At 71.2% G+C, this 21174-nt stretch carries 18 protein-coding genes; 5 read left to right on the forward strand and 13 right to left on the reverse strand.

Going from position 1 to position 21174, the window contains the following annotated elements; translation table 11 throughout:
* Positions 1-4 precede the first annotated feature (4 nt).
* The 7 genes from J2Z79_RS10775 to J2Z79_RS10805 form a co-directional block, all read right to left on the reverse strand.
* Entirely contained in the window at positions 5-577 is a 573-nt protein-coding gene (locus J2Z79_RS10775) for an RnfABCDGE type electron transport complex subunit G (RefSeq protein ID WP_209466891.1), read from the reverse strand.
* Positions 570-1547, reverse strand: coding sequence for an RnfABCDGE type electron transport complex subunit D (locus J2Z79_RS10780; protein WP_209466892.1), 978 nt, complete (start codon positions 1545-1547; stop codon positions 570-572). The genes J2Z79_RS10775 and J2Z79_RS10780 overlap by 8 nt, the downstream gene beginning before the upstream one ends.
* 1 nt (position 1548) lies before the next feature.
* On the reverse strand, positions 1549-2886 hold the full coding sequence (rsxC, locus tag J2Z79_RS10785) for an electron transport complex subunit RsxC (protein ID WP_209466893.1): 1338 nt from the start codon (positions 2884-2886) through the stop codon (positions 1549-1551).
* Positions 2887-2916: 30 nt separating this feature from the next.
* On the reverse strand, positions 2917-3333 hold the full coding sequence (locus J2Z79_RS10790) for a SoxR reducing system RseC family protein (RefSeq protein ID WP_209466894.1): 417 nt from the start codon (positions 3331-3333) through the stop codon (positions 2917-2919).
* A 240-nt stretch (positions 3334-3573) separates the two neighbouring features.
* Entirely contained in the window at positions 3574-4875 is a 1302-nt protein-coding gene (gene arsB / locus J2Z79_RS10795) for an arsenical efflux pump membrane protein ArsB (protein ID WP_209466895.1), read from the reverse strand.
* 96 nt (positions 4876-4971) lie between these two features.
* Positions 4972-5532: an NUDIX hydrolase gene (locus tag J2Z79_RS10800; protein WP_342589468.1), complete on the reverse strand. Its 561-nt coding sequence runs from the start codon at positions 5530-5532 to the stop codon at positions 4972-4974.
* 35 nt (positions 5533-5567) lie between these two features.
* A complete protein-coding gene (locus tag J2Z79_RS10805; protein WP_209466897.1) occupies positions 5568-6386 on the reverse strand; it encodes a hypothetical protein in 819 nt (272 codons plus the stop codon).
* A gap of 276 nt (positions 6387-6662) precedes the next feature.
* Here J2Z79_RS10805 and J2Z79_RS10810 point away from each other — a divergent pair, with 276 nt between their 5' ends.
* Positions 6663-6926, forward strand: a complete 264-nt coding sequence (locus J2Z79_RS10810; protein WP_209466898.1) for a hypothetical protein — start codon at positions 6663-6665, stop codon at positions 6924-6926.
* A 71-nt stretch (positions 6927-6997) separates the two neighbouring features.
* On the opposite strand, the gene J2Z79_RS10815 is transcribed toward J2Z79_RS10810, so the two are convergent.
* Positions 6998-7747: a metallophosphoesterase family protein gene (locus J2Z79_RS10815; RefSeq protein ID WP_209466899.1), complete on the reverse strand. Its 750-nt coding sequence runs from the start codon at positions 7745-7747 to the stop codon at positions 6998-7000.
* 129 nt (positions 7748-7876) lie between these two features.
* On the opposite strand from J2Z79_RS10815, the gene J2Z79_RS10820 reads away from it, so the two are divergent.
* Complete coding sequence (locus J2Z79_RS10820; protein WP_209466900.1) at positions 7877-9301, forward strand: MFS transporter; 1425 nt, start codon at positions 7877-7879, stop codon at positions 9299-9301.
* Positions 9302-9335: 34 nt separating this feature from the next.
* Here J2Z79_RS10820 and J2Z79_RS10825 read toward each other — a convergent pair whose 3' ends face one another.
* From J2Z79_RS10825 to J2Z79_RS10835, 3 genes are read right to left on the reverse strand one after another with little or no spacing between them, the layout of a single operon-like run.
* Entirely contained in the window at positions 9336-9968 is a 633-nt protein-coding gene (locus J2Z79_RS10825) for a hypothetical protein (RefSeq protein ID WP_209466901.1), read from the reverse strand.
* Positions 9965-10705: an ABC transporter ATP-binding protein gene (locus J2Z79_RS10830; RefSeq protein ID WP_209466902.1), complete on the reverse strand. Its 741-nt coding sequence runs from the start codon at positions 10703-10705 to the stop codon at positions 9965-9967. The genes J2Z79_RS10825 and J2Z79_RS10830 overlap by 4 nt, the downstream gene beginning before the upstream one ends.
* Position 10706: 1 nt before the next feature.
* On the reverse strand, positions 10707-12191 hold the full coding sequence (locus J2Z79_RS10835) for a hypothetical protein (RefSeq protein ID WP_209466903.1): 1485 nt from the start codon (positions 12189-12191) through the stop codon (positions 10707-10709).
* Between the two features lie 458 nt (positions 12192-12649).
* Here J2Z79_RS10835 and J2Z79_RS10840 point away from each other — a divergent pair, with 458 nt between their 5' ends.
* The 3 genes from J2Z79_RS10840 to J2Z79_RS10850 all read left to right on the forward strand — a co-directional run bounded on the left by J2Z79_RS10840 (position 12650) and on the right by J2Z79_RS10850 (position 19375).
* On the forward strand, positions 12650-16993 hold the full coding sequence (locus J2Z79_RS10840) for a DEAD/DEAH box helicase (RefSeq protein ID WP_209466904.1): 4344 nt from the start codon (positions 12650-12652) through the stop codon (positions 16991-16993).
* A gap of 138 nt (positions 16994-17131) precedes the next feature.
* Positions 17132-17971, forward strand: coding sequence for a class I SAM-dependent methyltransferase (locus J2Z79_RS10845; RefSeq protein ID WP_209466905.1), 840 nt, complete (start codon positions 17132-17134; stop codon positions 17969-17971).
* Positions 17972-18184: 213 nt separating this feature from the next.
* Positions 18185-19375: a cation:proton antiporter gene (locus tag J2Z79_RS10850; RefSeq protein ID WP_209466906.1), complete on the forward strand. Its 1191-nt coding sequence runs from the start codon at positions 18185-18187 to the stop codon at positions 19373-19375.
* A gap of 60 nt (positions 19376-19435) precedes the next feature.
* Here the strand turns inward: J2Z79_RS10850 and ytxJ are convergent, their stop codons facing one another.
* Both ytxJ and J2Z79_RS10860 read right to left on the reverse strand, forming a co-directional pair.
* Positions 19436-19774 carry a bacillithiol system redox-active protein YtxJ gene (gene ytxJ, locus J2Z79_RS10855; protein WP_342589469.1) on the reverse strand — a complete coding sequence of 113 codons (339 nt, stop codon included), beginning with the start codon at positions 19772-19774 and terminating at the stop codon, positions 19436-19438.
* A complete protein-coding gene (locus J2Z79_RS10860) occupies positions 19743-21143 on the reverse strand; it encodes a CapA family protein (protein ID WP_209466907.1) in 1401 nt (466 codons plus the stop codon). The genes ytxJ and J2Z79_RS10860 overlap by 32 nt, the downstream gene beginning before the upstream one ends.
* Positions 21144-21174: the final 31 nt, after the last annotated feature.

Raw genomic sequence — 21174 nt, forward strand, 5'->3', positions numbered from 1 at the left:
GCCTTCACCTCACGTTCTGCAGGTGGCGGGCGGCATCGAGGGCCGCGTTCACGCCGTCGAGCACCGCCTGAGAGGAGATCGTGGCGCCGGTGACCGCCTGGATCTCGTTGCCCGAGGGGGCCTGGTTCTTCACCAGCCCGATGGAGGGGCTGAGGCCCAGGAACTGGTCGAGGAAGGACCGCTCCGTCGCCTTGGAGCCGAGCCCCGGCGTCTCGCCGGAGGCGCTGAGGATCTTCATCTGGTGCAGCGTGCCGCCGGGCTCCACCCCGACGAGCATCACGATCGCGCCGCCGTAGCCGCTGGGTGCCGCCTTCACGACCACGCCTACGGGCTGCCCCGCGGCGTTCAGCCCGCGCCAGGCCGCCTGCACGGGGGTGCCTGCGCCGGCCAGTTCATCCGGCGGCACCTCCGCGAACCGCTCGGCGCCGGGCAGGACCTGGGCCAGGCCCTCCTGCAGCGCCCGCTCCTCCATCTCGGCGATGATCGGGGCGGTCACCCCGTTCACCCCGGCCAGCGCCACGCCGGCCACCGTGCAGACCACCAGCAGCGTCAACACCATCCGCAGTGCATCACGCACGTCCCTTCACCCCCCCGAAGGGCGCCGGGACCAGGAACCGGTCGATCAGCGGCGACACCACGTTCATCAGCAGGATGGCGAAGAGCACGCCCTCCGGGTAGCCGCCGTAGAGGCGGATCAGGGCGGTGATCAGGCCACAGCCCACGGCGAAGATCCAGCGGCCCCGGGCCGTGATCGGCGCCGTGACGTAGTCGGTGGCCATGAAGAAGGCACCCAGGATGGCGCCGCCGGCCAGCAGGTGGTAGAGCGGGTCGCCGGTGAAGAGCCCGCCGGTGCCGCCGAAGACCCAGGCGAACAGCGCCAGCGTGGCGAGGAAGCCGGCGGGGATCCGCCAGTCGATGATCTGCTTCACCAGCAGGTAGGCCGCCCCCAGCAGCAGCAGGACGGCCGAGGTCTCGCCCAGGGAGCCGCCCACCGTGCCCAGCAGCAGGTCGGTGTAGGACGGCAGGTCGCCGGCCAGCACCTCGCGGGCGAAGGGGTTGGGCAGCACCGCCAGCGGCGTGGCGGTGGTGACGGCGTCGAAGGGGCTGGTCCAGGTGGTCATCGCCGCCGGGAAGGCGGCCAGCAGGAAGGCCCGGGCCGCCAGGGCCGGGTTGACGAAGTTGTGCCCGAGGCCGCCGAAGGCGACCTTCACCACGGCGATGGCGAAGGCGGCGCCCAGCACGGGCAGCCAGAAGGGCGAGGCGGGCGGCAGGGTCAGGGCCAGGAGCAGCCCCGTCACCAGCGCCGAACCGTCCGCCAGGGTGGAGGGCTTGCCCATCAGCCGCGCGCAGCCCCACTCGGTGAGGGCGGCGGTGCCCATGCTGAGGGCGATCACGGCGGCGGCCCGCCAGCCGAAGAAGCAGACGGCGCCCAGGGCGGCAGGTGCCAGGGCGATGAGGACGTCCCGCATGATGCGGCCGGTGGAGACGCCGGCCCAGAGGTGCGGGCTTGAGGCGACCAGGAGTTCGCCGCTTTCGGTCTTGCTCATCCTATCCCCTCCCCTGCCGGGCGCGGCGCCCGAGTTCAAACTTGGCGAGCCGAATGGACTGCACGATCGGGCGGCGGGCCGGGCAGACGTAGCTGCAGCTGCCGCACTCCATGCACGCCCGCACGTGGAACCGCTCCGCAGCCGCCCAGTCGGAGTTGAGCGCGGCCGCGCAGAGCTGCGCCGGCAGGAGGCCCATCGGGCAGGCCGAGACGCAGCGCCCGCAGCGGATGCACGGGCCCGCGGGCGTCTCGTCCAGGTCCTCCGGACCCAGCAGGATCACCGAGCCCGTGGTCTTGGTGACCGGCACGTCCAGGTCCGCCTGGGCCATGCCCATCATGGGGCCGCCGGCGATGACCCGGGCCAGGGAGCCGGTCAGTCCGCCGGCGGAGCGGACCAGGTCCACGAAGGACGTGCCCAGGGGAACCCGCCAGTTGCCGGGGCTCTGCACCCGGCCGCTGACGGTGACGATGCGGTCGGTGAGCGGCCGGCCCTCCGCCAGGGCGGTGGCCGCAGCGGCGGCGGTGGCCACGTTCTGCACGACGACGCCCATGTCCAGCGGGATGGCACCCACCGGCACCGCCCGCCTCAGCAGCGCCCAGACCAGCATTTTCTCGGCGCCCTGCGGGTAGCGGACGGGCAGGACCTCCACCGCGATGGACGGGTCGCCGGCCACCAGCTGGGACAGCCTGGCAGCGGCGTCGGGCTTGTTGGCCTCGATGCCGATGATGCCACGCCGCGCCCCGGTGGCCCGCATGAAGAGCCGCAGGCCCAGCACGACCCGCTCCGGCTGCTCCAGCATCAGGCGGTGGTCCGAGGTGATGGACGGTTCGCACTCGGCGCCGTTCAGGATCACCACGTCCGGCTCCGACCCGGGCTTTGGGCTGAGCTTGACGGCGGCCGGGAATCCCGCGCCGCCCATGCCCACCAGGCCGGCCTGGCGGACGCGGTCGCGGATGAAGGCCGGATCCAGCAGCTCGGGGTCGAGGTCCCAGCCGAGCCCGGCCGGCAACCCCACCCAGGGGGTGTCCTCCGGCGCTGCCTCGATGACGACCGCCTGCTCCATGCGGCCGCTTGGGCTCAGTCTGGGCTCCACGGCCGCCACCTTGCCGCTGACGCTCGCGTGAACGGGCGCTGCGACCGGCGCGTCGGTATCGCCTACGGGCTGGCCCAGGGCCACCTCGTCGCCCTTCTTCACCAGCGGCTGACACGGCGCCCCGACGTGCTGCCGCAGGGGCAGCACGACCCGCTCAGGCCGCGGCAGCGGCTTCGTCGCACACTGTGCGGTCGTCTTGTGGGCGTCCGGGTGGACTCCCCCGCGAAAGCGGGCCCACAAACTCATGAGCGATGCCTCCCTCTTCTCAACTGCGTATCACTGCTGCGGACAGACTGCGTCGTACGGGCCGCCCACCAGGCGGACGCGGGCGCGCCGCGGCCGCTCCAGGAGGGCGACCGCGCCGTAGGCGACCGCCGCACCGGCCAGGCCAGCGCCCAGTGCCGGCAGCGGGGCGCCGTCGCATGCGGCGTTGCCCAGGAAGAGCCCGACCATAAATCCAGCCAGCGGAAGCAGGTACGCCAGGGCCACCGCCCGCGCAGGCGAGGGCAGGCTCGCGTCCACGACGACCGCCTGCCCCGGCGCCAGAGGGGTGGCTGAATGGACCAGCAGGTACCGGCCGCCGTCCGCCGAGCGTGCCGCACAGCTGTGCCCGCAGGCGGCACAGGGGCTGACGGCGATCCTCACCCGGGCGACTCCGCCCTTCCAACTCACCACGGTACCCCGCAGTTCCATGGCGACACCTCACTACCGCAGTTTCGTGAATTTCGGAACGAACTCTGACTCGTCTCCACGCCTTTATTGTCGGCCTTCGCGCCGATTCCGGTCAACGCGACCTCTCCCCCATCCTCGCGATGGATAGAAGGGCTGGGCAGATAGGCGTTCGGTACTATCGCGTGAATGCGGACTGCACCCCAGAGTGAGGCGGTCAGGTACCAATGCGAAAACCGCGATCCCTGATAGGAGGATCGCGGTTCAGATGATCAGCTGCAGCCCGGCCCAGAGGGCGGCGAGGGTCGCAAGGAGCACCGGCGGGGTGATCACCAGGGCGCTCCTGAGGTACGCGCCCCAGGTGATGGTCAGCCCCCGGCCCTGGAGGGTGTGCAGCCACATCAGCGTCGCCAGCGAGCCGATGGGCGTGAGCTTCGGGCCGATGTCGGCGCCGATGACCGTGGCCATCACCATCCCCTCGCCCAGCAGCCCCGTTGCGCCGGTGGCGGCCACCGCCAGCGTGCCGACCAGCACGCCGGGCAGGTTGTTCATCGCAGCGGAGAGCAGGGCCACCAGCACGCCCGTCCCGAGGATCGTGATCCCCAGCCCGTGGCCAGCCAGCCCCTGCAGCGCCCGGGCGGTGAGGTCGGTCAGCCCGGCCTTGCCCACGGCGAAGACGACCAGGTACATGCCGACGGCGAACGCGACCACGTGCCACGGCGCCTGCCGGATCGCCCGCCACGGCTCCACCACCCGGTTCCGGAACGACGCCATGAGCAGCAGGATGGCGCCGGCGGACATCACCAGCGAGGTGGGCACCTCGAACAGGGTGCGGTTCAGCAGGAAGGCCAGCACCATACCGGAGACGACGGCCATGCCCACCCGGAAGAGGAAGGGGTCACGGATCGCGGCGGCGGGCGAGGCCAGGCCGGAGACGTCCACCCGTCGCGGGATCTCCCGGCGGTAGTACCAGAGCAGCACGGCGGTGGTGACCAGGAGGCAGGCGAGGCTGGGCAGCAGCATCACCAGCGCAAACCGGGCGAAGGAGAGGTCGAAGAAGCGGGCGACGATCATGTTGGTCAGGTTGGAGACGGCCAGCGGGATCGACATGGCGTCGGCGATGAAGCCGCAGGCCATGGCGAAGGGGAGGAACGAACGCTGGCCGAAGCCGAGCGCCTCCGCCATCTCCAGGACGATCGGGGTGACGATCAGCACGGTCGCGTCGTTGGTGAAGAATGCCGATACGGCGGTGGCCAGCAGGATGACGGCCACGAACACGCCGCGCCCGCTGCCGCCGGCGTGCCGGGCCATGTGCAGGGCAGCCCAGCGGAAGAAACCGGCCTGCTCCAGCAGGGCCGAGATGATCATGATCGCCACCAGGGCCAGGGTGGCGTCCCAGACGATGCCGACGACGGACTGCACGTCGGCAAGGGTAATGGCGCCCGCCAGCAGGGCCAGCAGGGCGCCGAGCAGGGCAGAGATGCCGGTGTTCAGGTTCCGGGGCCGGCGGATGACGAGGTATAGCGTCCCCGCGAAGATCGCCGCGGGGGTGAGGATGGTCGCCATGGTGGTTCGTTTCGTCTCCGTTTCGGAAGGATGTCAGTCCGGTATCGGCTGGGTTGGGAGAGGCGCCGCCCGGCGCAGGAAACCACACGGCAGGAATTATATCACGTTTAACAGCTTCGCGACCGTCCGGTGCAGGGCGGCGCGGTAGGTAAAGAGGCCGCGGGGGGTGGCCAGCATCGCGTCGGCGATCGGGCCGCACAGGTCGGTAAGCGAGCCCCAGGCCACGGCGGAGATCTCCTTGGGGTCCCGGACGGTGGGCTCGCCGTCCGCCTCCGCCAGCAGCACGTGGGTGGTCCAGGGCTGCTCCCGCTCGCCGCAGGTAAAGGTGACGTGCACCCGCAGGAGGTAGCGGGTGATCCGGACCTTGAGCCCCGTCTCCTCCCAAGCCTCCCGGGCGGCCCCCGCCGCCAGCTCCTCGCCGGGCGCGACGCCCCCGCCGGGGGCGCGCCAGATGCCAGGCGGGTAGTTGTGCTTGCGGATGAGCGCGAGCTGCCCGGCCGGGTTGAAGATGAACAGGGTCACGTCGTGCAGGCGCCGCTGCCCGCGGGTGGAGGAGACGACCATCTCCATCTCCGCAGGTCCGATGGGGTATCGCCAGGTGAGGACGACCGGCCTGCCCAGCTCGGCCTCCGCCCGGGCCAGCACTTCACCAGTCACGTGGGCCAAGGCAGGTTCGCCACCTTCGTCGTCAGCTACACAAACAGCCCGGGGACCATGAGCAGCAGGAACAGAACCGCGAGGACCATGAGAACCCAGGAGGCGATGGTCCGCGGCTCGCCCGCGGGAAGGAGCAAGGTGAGGCCCGCCAGCCCCGCGGCCGGCCCGACGATCACGAACAGCCCGATGATGAAGTGGCCCAGGCTCATGCCGGGCTGGGTCATGAGCAGGAGGTCCGCAGCGGCGGCGCAGGCGATGGTGACCCACTCCCGCCAGGTGAAGCGGCGGTCGCGGGATGCGGCCCTCACCGGCGCCTGCACCGGCACCCGCGGCGACAGGGCTCTGATGATGTGCCAGAGCTCCTGCGCAACGGAAGGCGGCATCGGGTCGGTGACGGGCGCTTCCCGGATGACGTAGAGCGCGGCCTCGAGCGACTCCATCAGGTGGACCCCCTGTGGCAGCCGGTCCGTCCCCGCAAGGTCACGGGCCACCACGAGGCACGAGAAGTACCGGATGTTGGAGCCGAGGTTCTGGTTGAAGAACGCCAGGTTGCGCGCCAGGTCGTCGCGCCACTGGGGATTGTCCTCCACCGACTCCACCAGGTAGATGCCGCTGGGCCCCGCCACGAGGTGCTCAAGGTAGATCTCGCGCCCCTGGAAGAGCACCCGGATGCCGCTCTGCACGGCGTACTCAGGCGGCAGCGCGCCGCGCAGCTGGTCCGCCGTCACCCGCATGCGCGCGGTCTGGCGGGCGAACCGCTCCCACGCGGCGATGTCCTGCTGGCTGCGGGTGCGCTGCGCCCGGCTGTAGAGCGCCTGTTCCTGTGCCTGCCGTTCCTGGAGCCACTTCTCCACCATACCGCCCCCCCTGGAGGGTGCTGTGCTTGGTCAGATTAGCCTTCAACCATCCGCCCCGCGAATCCTGCCCCGGATGCACCGGTGGGTCACGGCTGGTCTGCCATCACTGCGGCCAGCTGGAACGATGCGCCTACTGTCAGCCAGACCAGCAGGATGAGGATCGCTAACCCCATGACACAGCCGGAGCACCCATCCCGGACGTCAGCGGGGCGAAAGCCGGCCCTGAATCCTGCGGACGCGTCAACGGCATCCTACGGACGGGAGGTGGATCGCATGCAAGACGACAAGGCGGTGGAGGAGCGCCGGCGGGCGGTCCGGGCGTCGCATCCGCTGGGCCCGGGCACGGCGGGCCGCACCACCAGCGGGGCGGCGTACCGGGGCATGGAGGTGGCGGCGGCCACGGGCGAGCCGTCGCCGGCCGACCCCGGCTTCCCGGTGACGGCCGTGGGGCTGCACCCGGGTCAGGGGCAGGACCCCGAAGGCACGACCGAGCGGTCGGGCGGTCGGACGGGGAGAAAGGCCCCGGGGGCCGGATAGGGCAGATTTTGCGGCAGACGGACGCAACAGCGAGGGCGGGCTGCACTCCGAGGAGCTGCGGCCCGCCCGACCTACAGGTCCGCCGGCCAGAACCCGGCCCGCAGCGCCGCGCCGTACCGGTCCGGGTCAAAGCAGAAGTCCCGCTCCCGGGCGGCGGCCACGGCCGCCTCCACGTCGTACGCGACCCGCCTGAGCTCAAACCGCGACCGGGCCGTGTCCAGCACGGCGTAGGCGGCCCGGCCGTCGCCGTCCAGCGAGAAGCCGACGGCCCCGGGGTTGGCGAGCCAGCGCCCCTCGAACCGGAAGGCGTAGGCCTGGTGCACGTGGCCGGAGATGATCCAGTCCGCCTGCTCACCCTGGAGCAGCGGCCGGATCTTGTCGGGGGCCATGGTCGGCACGATGCCGGTGAAGGCGTCCTGCGGGGAGGCGTGGACGAACCGCACCGTCACGCCGTCGGCCTCCACCCGGTGGTCGAAGGGGAGACCGGCCAGGTAGCCCAGGTCGGCGGACGAGAGGCGGGCCACCGGCCAGGCGAGGCCCGGCGGCACCGGATCGGGCAGCTGGAACCCCGCCGGCAGCGGGCTTGCGGGCGTGCGCCCGGCGGCCATGAGCAGCGCCAGGTCGGTGTTGCCGTGGATGCAGGGGATGCCTGTCTCCCGGATGCGGGCGACGCACTCGGCCGGCTGCGGTCCCTTGAAGGCCAGGTCGCCCAGGCAGACGACCTCGTCCGGCGACTCCGCGGCAATCTCGGCCAGGACGGCCTCCAGAGCGGCCAGGTTCCCGTGGACGTCGGAGATGATGGCGATGCGCACTGCGAGCACCTCGCTTTCAGACTTCTCCCCCATCCTAGACCCGGCGCCCGGCGCGGGCAAGCCCGAATTCGTGCGCGACAGCGGGAATTCTGCGCGATCAGGGCGAACAGGATGATGTCAGAATTGGATGCGGGGAGGGTGAACCTTACGACCAACGAACAACTGACCGCACGAGCCCAACGGGGAGAGGCATCAGCCAGAGAGGGCTACAAGTGGCTGGTCCTCATCGTGGCCGGCACCAGCGCCTTCATGTCCGCGCTGGACGGCAGCATCATCGCGACCATCATCCCCCAGATCCAGGCGCAGTACCAGGCGACCATGGGCGACGTGAGCTGGGTCTCCGCCGCCTACCTGGTGACCATCTCGTCGCTGCTGCTCTCCATCGGGCGGCTGGGGGACATGCTGGGCTACAAGTGGGTCTTCGGCTCCGGGTTCGTCATCTTCGGCCTCGGCTCGCTCCTCTGCGGCATCGCCCCCACCCTGCCCGCCCTGATCGGCGGCCGGCTGGTCCAGGGGGCCGGCGCGGCGGTGATGATGGCGCTCTCGCCGGCGCTGATCACCACGACGTTCCCAGGCCGGGAGCGGGGCCGGGCCCTGGGCATGCTGGCCACCTGCACCTTCACCGGCCTCACCACGGGACCCAGCCTGGGCGGCTTCATCGCGAGCCAGTGGGGCTGGCAGTGGGTGTTCCTCATCAACCTGCCCGTCGCGGCCGCAGGGGTGACCCTGGCCTTCACCAAGCTGCGGCCCACGGAGCGGCGGCCCGGCCAGACCTTCGACGTGCCCGGCGCCCTGCTCTTCGCCTCGGGCCTGGCCTCGGTGCTGCTGGCGCTCAGCCAGGCCGAGACCTGGGGCTGGGCCGACGCCCGCACCCGGCTGCTGCTCATCGGCGGCGTCCTGCTGCTCGTCCTCTTCATCTGGCAGGAGCGGCGCGCCCCCCAGCCGATGCTCCCGCTCCGGATGTTCCGGGAGCCGGCCTTCACCGGCGGGATGGCCGCGGCCTTCCTGCAGTTCTCGGCCAACTTCGTCCTCACGTTCCTGATCCCGTTCTACCTGCAGCAGTTCCGCGGCCTCTCGCCCATGGCCGCGGGCGCGGTCATGACGGCGCAGCCCGCCGCCATGGTCTCCGTGGCCGGGCTGGCCGGCTGGCTCTCCGACCGGATCGGCACGCGCATCCCCGCCTCGGCCAGCATGGCCGTCATGGCCGCCGGGCTCTGGCTGATGTCCAACGCCGGCTCCCAGACCCCGATCGCGCAGGTAGCGCTCTACCTGGCCGTCGTCGGCCTCGGCGTGGGCTTCTTCAGCCCGCCCAACAACAGCGCCATCATGGGCTCGGCCCCCCGGGAGCGGCAGGGAGTGGCTGCGGCGCTCCTGGCCGCGGCCCGCAACGTGGGGATGGTCAGCGGCATCACGATCGCCAGCACCCTGTTCGCCCACCTGAGCCGGCACCTGGAGTTCGCCTCGGCCTTCCGCGCCACCCTGACGGTCGCGGTGGGCCTCGCGCTGCTCAGCGGCCTGCTGTCGCTGGTCAGGCCCCCGGAGGCGAGGGGGGCCGGGGAGTAGTCTCCCTGCCGGGCTGGCGGCGGGTGGTCACCCCCTACCGGTGGACGCCCCGCGTATTCTGGCGTGCCCAGTCGAGGGCCAGAAGCAGACCCAGCAACAGCTGTACGCCCTTGCGCAGCCAGATCTCCTCAGGGGCCAGGCCCGTCTCGACCAGCTGCAGCATCGCCCAGGAGAACGGACCGAAGTACAGAATCGGGTCCGCCAGACGGATGGCCAGGCAGGAGATTCCCCACCAGACCAGAGCAGCGCTCAGGCCTGCGCGCAGGTTGACCCGCCGCGACAACGACAGGACCAGACCCATGAGCAGAACGGCGGGGCCGAGGACCAGAAGCAGGTCCAGCGACGGCGCCGGCAGCACCGCGGTCAGTGCCAGCCACAGGCCCGCCCAGGCGTGCCTGTGCATCCACACGCGGTGGCCCGCCGGGGAACCGACCAGCAACACCTCGCCCATGCCGTGACGGTCCAGGCCGAGAAGTACGACGGCGATGGCGGGCCCGGCCAGGGGCAGAAGGAGCTCCAGAGCGGCGGCATGCCCGGGACTCGTTGCGTCAAACCCGGCGAAGCGCAGCAACACCACCGCCAGCGGCACCAGCAAGGCGAGGCCGCGCCGGCCGTGGAAGAGCACGCCGGCCTCCCGCAGGAGGTTCAGGCCGATCTCGTCCCTCATGCCCTTGCCTCCATGCCCTGCGGCCCGGGATCGCGCAGCAGGCGCAGATAGGCATCTTGCAGGCGGTGCGTGCCGGTTCTGGCCAGCAGCTCCGCGGCGAGGCCGGCGAAGAGAATGCGCCCCTCATACAGCACCACCACGCTGTCGGCCAGCGCGGAGACCTCCTCCAGCAAGTGGGTGGAGATGAGCACCTGACAGCCTCCCTCGGCGAGGCCGCGCACCAGGGTGCGGAAACGGTCCTGCTCCTCGGGATCCAGGCCGGCCGTCGGCTCGTCCATCAACAGGACAGCCGGCTCAGTCAGAAGTGCCTGGGCCAGGGCCAGCCGCCGGAGCATGCCGCCGGAGTAGGCCCCCGTCGCCTGGTCGGCCGCCCGGACCAGGCCCGTCTGCGCCAGGCACTGGTCGATCCGGTCTGACCCGGACACGCTCCGCAGCGCGCCGAGGTAACGGAGCACCTGCCGGCCTGTCAGGTCACCCGGGGGGCGAAAGTGCTGGGGGACGTATCCGATTCGGGGGCGGGCGTACGCCGGCTCGCGGACGATATCCCTGCCGTGAAGCAGAATCTGGCCCCGGGTCGGCCGCAGGATTGTCGCCAGCATGCGCATCAGCGAGGTCTTGCCGGCTCCGTTGGGGCCCAGCAGTCCGATGACGCGGCCGTCGCACCTGAGGTCGAGGCCGGTGAACACCCGTCTGCGCCCCAGCACCAGCGAGACATCCTTCAGCTCGTAGGTAAGCATGTCACCGCGCTCCCCTCAGCTCTTCGAGTTCCGCCAGCCGATCCGCAATGTACCGCTGGTGCCCCTGCTCCCGGCCCGTCCCCCAGTGGCGGAGTACGAGGCGGGCCTCCAGGGCGCTGAACTGATAGGGCATGTGAAACGCTGGGTTCCACCTGTGCAGCATGCTGAACATCACGTCTCTCTGGCGCAGCTCTGCGCTGGAATCTGGCCGCCCCGGTTCCACCGGCTTCGTGGCCTCTGCAGCCCATTCGCCCGAAAGGCGCTTGATCTCGTCATCGGACACGCCCCACGAGAGCGCGGTTTCCCAATCGGCGGCGAGGAAGTCCGATTGGGATGTCATGTAGCGCTCCAGGAAGGCCAACAGCGGCCTGATCTCGCCTTCCTGCCCGCCGGAGACGAGCCACAGCGCCAGGTAGATCCGAGCGGGCCGGTTGACCTGCAGGGGCTCGGTCAGCCGCAGCGCAATCGAGAGCCGGTCAGCGACGCGGAATCGGCGCAGCCACCGCTCGTGGATGATCAGGTTGGACCCGTCAACAACACCGCCGGAGGCGGCGTTCGGCACGCTGCCGAAGTCGGGAACCACCCATACGTCTGCGATGCCCGTCTCCCAGCTGGCCCGCTCGACCCATGACAGGACGGTGCGGTAGACGGGCAGGAGTTCGTCCGGCACCGGCTTCCCGGCGGGGCGGTGCAAGACCATCGCCCCGGTCGTCAACGTTTCCATGCCTGCTTCCGCAGGGCCCGGGTCTGGCTCCGACCGGAGGGTCACCGGATAGCTCGTCTGAACATCGCCCTTGATCGCCATTTCCATGCGCAGGGGGTCGAGGGCGGCCAGGTACAGCGGCAGAACCCCCCAGCAGAGCAGGGTGAAGACGGCCGTGCCCGCGCGGGAGGTGCGGCGATGCACCCGCTGTATCGTCGCGGCAAGGCCGAGGAGCCCCAGGAAGGCCAGAAGGAAGGCACCCACCCAGGCCACGGCACTCCCAAAGCCGATCCCCCAAGGGGTCATCGGGCTCACGACGCCCGCGTCGGTCAGCACCAGGATCCGGGCAGCGTAGGAGACCGTTTCCGGCAGCCAGGCGGCGAAGGCCACGACCCAGACGAGCAACGGGAGGGTGAAAGCGCCCCACGGGCTCCTCGCCGCCGCGATCCCCACGGAGGCCAGCCCGGTCCAGACCAGCATGGCGGAGAGACTCCGCACCAGGTACGCCAGCGCGTAGAGCCAGCCTGACCAGGTGAACGGCTGTCCGATCAGTTGAACCAGGCCGGCCCCGCACACGCCGAGGACGATCGCCAGCACCGCAGCCAGGGCGCCGCTCAGCGCCCGCGCCAGCAGGGGGCCCAGCTCGTGGTCCGCTCGCAGCTGCACGACTTCGTCCAGGGCCTGGTCCAGCCTGGCCAGCCGCCAGAGCAAGAGCGGTCCGATGAGCGGACCCAGCAGTGTCGTGAGGAGATAGGCGTGCCTGCCGAACTCCCCGGCCGACACCCACCCCGCAGAAGCGTATCGCGTCAAGTTGAGTCCGACCACAGCGAATGCGAGGAATGCACTCATGAGGAAGTCAGGGCTCCTCACGGAATGGGCGATGTATCCCCGCCACAGGCGGGCGGAAGCGCAGACGGCGATCATGCGTGGCAGAGCACTCCTTTTCCCGGGTGCATGAAGTCCCTTCCTCACGGAAGGGGGGACACGAGATCCAACTTGGACAGCATCTCGCATCCCCCTTCGGAAACAGGGTTGCGGCACAGGAGGCCTGCTGCGGCGGGCAGGCGCCGATGCCAGACGGTTAAGGTATGCAGAAAGATATATACACCTTATTCTGAGTATAGTCAATGGCGGAAAAACATTCGCCCGACTGCGGTCTGGTGCCACCTCGTGTTCCCTGCACCAGGCGAGATGAACGACTGCGGCCGCACATGAAACACATCGGACAGGAGGTGCACCTCATGCCGCTCCGCTCGTTCCACCCGTCCGTGCGGGCCTGGTTCGAGGGGCGCTTCGGCGCGCCCAGCCGGCCCCAGGCGGAAGGCTGGCCGGCCATCGCCCGGGGCGAGAACGTGCTGATCCTCGCCCCCACAGGCTCGGGCAAGACCCTGGCGGCCTTCCTCAAGTGCCTGGACATCCTCTATCAGCAGGGCGACCGGCGGGAGCGGGGGGTCCAGGTGCTCTACATCTCCCCCCTGAAGGCCCTGAACAACGACATCTACCGCAACCTCGAGGTGCCGCTGGCGGAGATCGAGGCCAAGGCGGCGGAACTCGGCATGCACCTGCCGCACCTCACCCACGCCGTGCGCACCGGCGACACGCCGCAGCGGGAGCGGGAGGAGATGCGCCGGCACCCGCCCGACATCCTCATCACCACGCCCGAGTCGCTCTACCTGCTGCTCACCTCCCGGTCCCGCGACATGCTGCGCACGGTGCGCTACGTGATCGTCGACGAGATCCACGCCCTCTGCACCAACAAGCGGGGGGCGCACCTCTCGCTGTCGCTTGAGCGGCTGGAGGCCCTGCTGCCGCGGCCGCCGGTGCGCATCGGCCTCTCCGCCACCCAGCGGCCCCTGGACGAGGTGGCCCGCTACCTGGGCGGGACCGGGCGGCCGGTCACCATCGTGGACGCCGGGGTACGACGGGACCTGGACCTCAGGGTGGAGGTGCCGGTAGCCGACATGCGGGTCCTGCCGGAGAGCTCGCTCTGGCCGGCCATCCACCAGCGCGTGCTCGACCTGGTGGCGGAACACCGGGCCACGATCGTCTTCGTGGGCAGCCGGGGGCTGGCCGAGCGGCTCACCGGCCAGCTCAACGCGCGGGCCGGGCGGGAGGTGGCGCGGGTCCACCACGGGTCGCTGAGCCGGGAGGCCCGGGAGCAGGTGGAGGCGGAGCTGAAGGCCGGCCGTCTGCCCTGCCTCGTGGCCACCTCCTCGCTGGAGCTGGGCATCGACGTGGGAACCGTGGACCTGGTGATCCAGATCGAGTCGCCCCACACGGTGAGCCGCGGGCTGCAGCGGGTGGGCCGGGCCGGCCACGCCCCGGGGGCGGTGTCGAAGGGACGGCTGCTGCCCAAGTACCGGGGCGACCTGCTGGAGATGGCCGGGATCGTCAGGGAGATGCGGCGGGGCGAGGTCGAGGAGATCCGGGTGCCCACCGGCGCCCTGGACGTGCTCGCGCAGCAGGTCGTGGCCATGGCGGCGGTGGACGAGTGGCGGGTGGACGACCTCCTCGCCCTGGTGCGCCGCGCCTACGGCTACCGGGACCTGACGGAGCGGCAGCTGCACGGCGTGCTCGAGATGCTGTCCGGCCGGTACCCGTCCGAGGAGTTCCGGGAGCTCAGGCCCCGCATCGTCTGGGACCGGGAGGCCGGGGTCATCCGGGCGCGCGAGGGCGCCCGCGCCCTGGCGGCGCTCTCGGGCGGCACCATCCCCGACCGTGGCTACTACGCCGTCTACCTGGAAGGCAGCGACGTGAAGCTGGGTGAGATGGACGAGGAGTTCGTCTACGAGTCCCGGGTGGGCGACGTTTTCCTCCTGGGCACCTCCACCTGGCAGATCCGGGCCATCGAGCACGACCGGGTAGTGGCCGCCCCCGCACCGGGGCGGATGCCCCGGATGCCCTTCTGGAAGGGCGAGGGGACCGGGCGCCCCCTGGCGCTGGGCCGGAGGCTGGGCGCCTTCGCCGGCGAGGTGGCCGCCCGGCTGGACGACCCCTCCCTGCCGGCCTGGCTGCAGGGGGAGTGCTGCCTGGATCAGCCGGCGGCGCAGAACCTGATCCAGTACCTCAGGGACCAGGTCGCCCATACCGGCGCGGTGCCCACCGACCGACGGGTGGTGCTGGAGCGCTTCCCCGACGAGCTGGGGGACCAGCGGCTGGTCCTCCTCTCCCCCTTCGGCGGGCGGGTCAACACGGCCTGGGGCATGGTGCTCAGGGCCCGCATCCGGCAGCTGCTCCGCCTGGAGGCGGAGGTGACCACCAGCGACGACGTCATCCACATCCGGCTGCCCGCCGCCGACCGACAGGTGGACCCGGATGCCCTGCTCCGCCTCGACCCGGACGAGGCCGTCGAGCTGCTGCTGGACGAGGTGAGCGCCACCCCGCTCTTCGGCGCGCACTTCCGCATGAACGCCGGCCGGGCGCTGGTGCTTCCCCGCCCCCGGCCGGGGCGGCGCCGCCCCTTCTGGCTGCAGCGGATGAAGGCGGCGGATCTGCTGCAGGTCGCCCGTCGCTATCCCGACTTCCCTCTGGTGCTGGAGACCTACCGCGAGGTGCTGCGGGACGTCCTGGACCTGGACGGGCTCCGCCAGGTGCTGGAGGAGCTGGCGTCAGGCGAGATCGCGCTGGCGGTGGCGGAGACGGACTCCCCCTCCCCGATGGCCAGCCAGATCCTGCTGCAGTTCGTCGCCGAGAACTTCTACGAGGGCGAGGCGCCCCGGGCCGAGCGCCAGGGGGCCCTGCTGACGCTGAACCGGGAGCTGCTGGACGAGATCCTGGGCACGGGCGCCCTGCGGGACCTGCTGGACCCCGAGGCAATCGCCGTGGTCACGGCCCGCCTGCGGGGGCAGGCTGAGGGGTGGCGCCCCCGCCACCCGGACGACGTGGAAGACCTGCTCCGCCGCGCCGGCGACATGACCGGGCCGGAGCTGGCGGCCTGCGGCGTGGAGCCGGCCTGGCTGGACCGCCTCGCCGCCGAGGGTCGGGCCGTGCGCCTGCCTCCATCCGGGGAGGACTCCGGCTCCCCTCCGATCCCATCCGCGGCGCGCTGGGCAGCCGCCGATGACGCCGCGCTCTACCTGCGGCCGGAGGCGGACGTCGCGGCGGTGGTCCGGCGCTACGCCCGGTCCCACGGCCCGTTCCGGCCGGAGGAGGTCGCCGGGCGGTACGGGCTCTCCGTCCAGGCGGTCACGGAGGCGGCCGAGGTGCTGGCCGCCCGCGGCGAACTGGCCGCCGGCGAGTTCACCCGCGGCGTCGCGGGCCGGGAGTACTGCGACCGCAGCGTCCTGCGCCAGATCCGCCGGCAGACGCTGACCTTGCTGCGCGCCCAGGTGGAGCCGGTGGACGCCGCCGCTTACGCCCGGTTCCTGCTGGCCTGGCACGGGCTCGCCCCGCGGGCGCGGCACGGCGCGTCGCCTCACGCCGCCCCGCTGCGGACCCTGATGGAGGTGCTGCGCCGACTCCAGGGCTACCCGCTGCCGGCCGAGCTCTGGGAGCGGGAGGTGCTCCCCCGCCGGGTTCCCGGCTACCAGCCGCTCTGGCTGGACCAGCTCCTGGCCTCGGGCGAGCTGCACTGGGTCGGCGCGCCCGGGGGCCGGCTGGCCTTCTACCTCCCCGAGCAGGCAGGGCTCCTCGCCGGCCAGCTCGCCGCCCCCGCTCCCGACGCCCTCACCCCCGAGCAGGCGCAGGTGCTCGCCGCCTGCCGGTCCGCCGGTGCGGAGTTCCTGGGCGGCATCGCGCGCCGGGCGGGCCTGAGTCCTTCCGCCGCGCTGGAGGCGCTGTGGGACCTGGTCTGGATGGGCCTCGTCACCAACGACACCTTCGCGCCGGTGCGGGAGGTGCTGCGCTCGGCGCGGACGGCAGCCAGCCGCGGGCGTTCCGCACCCGTGCTTCGGGGAGGCACGGGCCGCTGGTGGCTGACGTCCTCCCTGGCGGAGCGCATGGTCGCAGGACCGGACGGCCCCGCCGCGGCAGGGATGCCGGCCGGGCGGGCAGCGGCGTACGCCGAACTGCTCCTGGAACGGTACGGTGTCGTCACCCGCGAGGCCGTGGCGGCCGACGAGGGCTCGGTGCCGTGGGGCGAGGTGCTGGCGCAGCTGAGGCGCATGGAGTGGCGCGGGCAGGTGCGGCAGGGCTACTTCGTCGCCGGGCTGTCCGGGGTCCAGTTCGCCCGGGCGGACGCGGTCGAGCGCCTCCGCCAGGCCAGGGAGCAGGCGTCCGCCTCGCCCCTGCTCCTTCCGGCCGCAGACCCGGCCAATCCCTACGGATCCGTTCTGCCCTGGCCCGGCGAGACGCGCCTGGCCCGTCTGTCGTCCAATTATGTAGTGGTGGCCGCCGGAAGGCCGGTCCTGGGCGTCGAAGGGCACGGCAGGCGGCTGCTCCCGCTGGCCCCGCTGGAGGGGGACGCACTGAGGGAGGCGCTGGCCGCGCTGCCGGACCTCCTCAGGGCGCCCGCCCACGCCCGTGCCGTGCGCCGGATCGAGGTGCGCCAGTGGGAGGACGCGCCCGTCCAGCAGAGCCCCGCGGCCGAACCGCTGCGGGCCCTGGGCTTCGAGCCGACGCCCCGGGGACTGGTCTACTACGGATGAGCGAGCAGAAAGTCCCGGAAGGGTAGATGATACCGGTGCAGGGAGTGCCGAACGTGGCACCGGATGGTGCCGGTGCACGCCGCTGACGCCGCTCGGACAAAGGCTGCCCGGCAGGGCGTACGAGGAGTGACGAAAGACTTGCGACTGGCCACACGGATTCTGCTTTCCCTGAACCGGTTCTTCCGCCCGCCCGTGCACCCGTTCAACCTGGCGAACCAGGGCACGATGCGGTATGCCGACTGGCAGTTCGAGCGCGGACACCTCACGCTGGAGCACTACCGCCCCTTCCTGTCTCCAGAGGAGATCATGAAAGGCAAGACCGTCCTGGACATCGGCTCCGGAGCGGGCGGCAAGACGCTCTATTACGCCACCCTGGGCGTGAAGAAAATCTACGGGGTCGACATCGTCCCCCACTACGAGGAAGAGGCCCGGGCGATGGCGGAGGAGAAGGGGCTGTCCGACAGGGCCGAGTTCCTCACCGCCGACGCCACACGGCTGCCCTTCCCCGGCGACTTCTTCGACGTGATCATCGCCAACGACGTGATGGAGCACGTGGCCGAGCCCGAGGCGGTGCTGCGGGAGGCGCACCGGGTGCTGAAGCCCGGGGGCCTGTTCTTCACCAACTTCCCTCCTTACTACCACCCCTACGGCGCCCACCTCTCCGACGTCATCGGCATCCCCTGGGTACACGCCTTCTTCAGCGAGCCCGTGCTCATCGAGGCCTACCGCGAGCTGGTCAGGGACCTGCCCGACGCGGAGATGCGGCTGAGCCTGCGGCTCGGCGACCCGCGTACCAACTCCGACCGGCTGACCTACATCAACCACATGACCATCAGGCGGTTCCGCCGGATCGTGGCGGAGTCGCCCTTCCAGGTCGCCCACTGGCGCCTGGTGCCGCTGCGCTCCTTCCTGCGGCCCCTGGCGGCGCTGGCTCCCGAGTTCTTCATGAAGGCCGTGGTCTGTATCCTGAAAAAGTAGGCCTTCCGCTCACACGAGCGCGATCACCAGTTGACGCAGGGGAGCATGGCTTGCTACACTATCCACCATATTCGGGATGGGGCGTACTGCACCGGGCGTTACCCTGCGTGCAGGGAGCCAGGCTGTCTGACGGTTGTGCATCAGCCCCCAGACCCTCGCGGGGCGAGGGCTTGGGGGCTTGCTGTGCACCAGGACATCGGAGGAGGTATGCAGTTGAGCTTCCTGTTGGAGACTTGCATCATTCTGCTCGCAGTCCTTGTCGCCGGTCGGCTGAGCCAGCGGCTGGGCCAGCCGGCCGTGCTGGGCCAGCTCCTCGTGGGCGTGCTGTTCGGTCCGGCGGTGCTGGGCTGGCTGCATCCGGGACCCCTCATCAGCGAGGTCGCCGAGATCGGTGTGGTGCTCCTCATGTTCATCGCCGGCCTGGAGACGCAGTTCGAGGACATCAAGCGCAACGCCCTGGCCGCCACCCTGGTGGCCGTGCTGGGGGTGGCACTCCCCTTCGTCGGCGGGTGGCTCCTGTCGAGCGGGTGGGGCTTCGACTCCCCGACGGCAATCTTCACGGGCGTGCTGTTGGTGGCCACCAGCGTCTCCATCTCCGCGCAGACGCTGAAGGAGCTGGGCTACCTCCGGTCCCGCCCCGGCGTGACGATCCTGGCTGCGGCCGTGCTGGACGACGTGCTGGGGATCATCGTCCTCTCCGTGGTGCTGGGCAGCCTGGGGGCTTCCGGCGGAGGCGGACACGGCGCCGAGCCGCTGCCGCTGTTGCTCGGCAAGATGGCGGGCTTCTTCGCCGTTGCGATCGTCGTGGGCTACACGCTCCTGCCTGCGGTCATGCGGCGCGTCGCCCGGATGGAGAGTGGGCTGCCCCTGCTCACCGTCGCCATCAGCGTCGCGCTGGCCTTCGCCTGGGCGGCTGAGTTCACCGGACTTGCGGGTATCATCGGCTCCTATCTGGTCGGGCTGATGCTGAGCCTCACCGAACTGCGTGAGAAGATCATGCACGAGGTGGAGCACATCGCCTACGCCTTCTTCGTGCCCTTCTTCTTCGCCAACGTCGGGCTCTCGGCCACCTTCGCCGGGATGGCCGGCTCCTTCCTGGTCTTTGTGATCGTGCTGGTGCTGGTCGCGGTCGCGACGAAGATCGTGGGCTGCGGCGCCGGCGCGCTTCTGGCCCGCTTCCCGCTGCGTGAGGCCACCGGAGTGGGCGTGGGGATGATGGCCCGGGGCGAGGTGGGCCTGATCGTGGCCACCATCGGTCTCGACGCCGGGCTCCTGCCGCCGGAGCTCTACACAGGCATGGTGTTCGTGAGCCTGGGCACCACCCTGCTCACCCCTCCCCTGCTGAAGATGGTCTTCCGGGCCCGGCCGGGTGACCAGGAGCAGGCGCTGCCCGCCTCGGAGTAATGCGTTGTTCAGACGAAGGGCCGGGCGGGACTCCGCGGAGTCCCGCCCGGCCCTTACCGTTCACGATACAACCGCCCTCAGCGTCCTGGCCGTGATCGCACCGTGGGAGGCGTGCCAGACGGCACGACCGCCACTGATCAGCAGCGCCTGGGGCGACTGGTGCGCCACCCCCGCGCGGCTGGCCAGCGCGAGCGACACCGGCCGCTCCTCGATCACCCGCACCCATGCGTTGGCCACCTGCCGCGCCTCCGGGCTGGCGAGATATGCCTGCCATTCCCGGAAGGCGGCGGCAGAGATGGGGCAGCGGGTGGAGTGCTTGAAGATCAGCACGGGACGCCGCAGCGACTCCGCCAGGACCGCTTCCACATCAGCCATCGTCCACAGCTGTCTGGGCTCCACCAACTGGGTGGCCTCCTTCACCGTCAGCGCCTGCACCCATGGTATGTGGCGCGCCGCCCAGCCGTTCGGCATATGCCATCGGCTGCTCCACCGACCAGACCGCGACCTCCGGGCTGCCCACCGCCTGCACGGTGGTGTCCGCCCAGACCTCCCGCAGGCGGGCGTAGTCGGCCGGCGCAATCAGCGGGTCCGCCCCGGCCTCGTAGTCCCGCATGGCCTTCTCCACCGCCACGACCCTGTACCGTTTCTGCCCGCCAACGGTGTAGCCGTGAACCCAGGTGGGGATGAAGGAGACCCGCTCGACGCGGGTGACCCCGCCCTCCTTGACCACGTCGACCAGCAGCATCAGCCCGGCCTCCCGGTGGAGGCCCGTCTGGTTGGAGATGAAGTTCCCCTCGCTGTAGATGACCGCCCTGGGGAGGTCCCGGCCGAAGTCGTCGCGGACCTGGCGCACCTCGATGGGCTGAATCACGTGGGGATGGCTGCCCAGCACGATGTCCGCGCCGGCCCGCAGGGCCACGTCCACGTAGTAGCGCTGCTGGTCGTTGGGCTCCCGTTCGTACTCCTCGCCGAAGTGCAGCGCGACGACCACGAGGTCGACGCCCTCAAGGGACCGGGCCCGCCGGATGTCTGCCGGCATCCGCTCGTCGTCGACCAGGTTGACCGACCAGGGCTCGGGCAGGGGGATCCAGTTGGTCGTGGCCGTGTAGGCCAGCACCGCGACCCGGAGGCCCGGGACGGGCTCGACGACCAGGATCTGCTCCCGCTCCTCCGGGGTGCGGGAGGCACCGGTGTGGGCGACGCCGTACCGGTCGAGGGCGTCGTTGGTCTGGTTGATGCCGAACTGGACGTAGTCCAGCGTGTGGTTGTTGGCGTTCGTCAGCACGTCGAAGCCGACCGCCCTGAGGTCGCGGGCCAGCTCCGGCGGCGTGTTGAAGCTGGGATAGCCTGCCCACGGGTAGTCGGGTCCGGTGAGGGTCGTCTCCAGGTTGGCGATGGCCATGTCAGCGGCGTCGATCCAGGGGCGCACAGGCTGAAACAGCGGCGTGAAGTCCCAGCCGCCGTCGGGCAGGGCGGACGAGTGGACCAGCGGCAGGTGCATGAGGAGGTCGCCCACTGCCAGGAGCCGGGCCCTCACCGGCGTCCCGGGGTCGGGCTGGGTTGTGCCGGGCGGGGGTGCCTCCGTCGCGACCGGCGAGCCACCGGGGGGCGTGGCCCCGGGCAGCGGCTGCGGACCTGCGGAAGGCGTGGCCCCGGGCACCGGCTGCGGGATAGCGGCGAACCCGCCCGGGGCGGCCGAGCTGCAGCCGGTCAGGAGCAGGAGGGCCAGTGCCAGGAGAACCGCGCGGCGCGGCCGGGGTGAGCGCATGGAGATCCCCTCTTCCTCGTGCGACCTCTTG

Origin of the sequence: Symbiobacterium terraclitae, assembly GCF_017874315.1 — a bacterium.
In the GTDB taxonomy this organism is placed as follows: domain Bacteria; phylum Bacillota; class Sulfobacillia; order Symbiobacteriales; family Symbiobacteriaceae; genus Symbiobacterium; species Symbiobacterium terraclitae.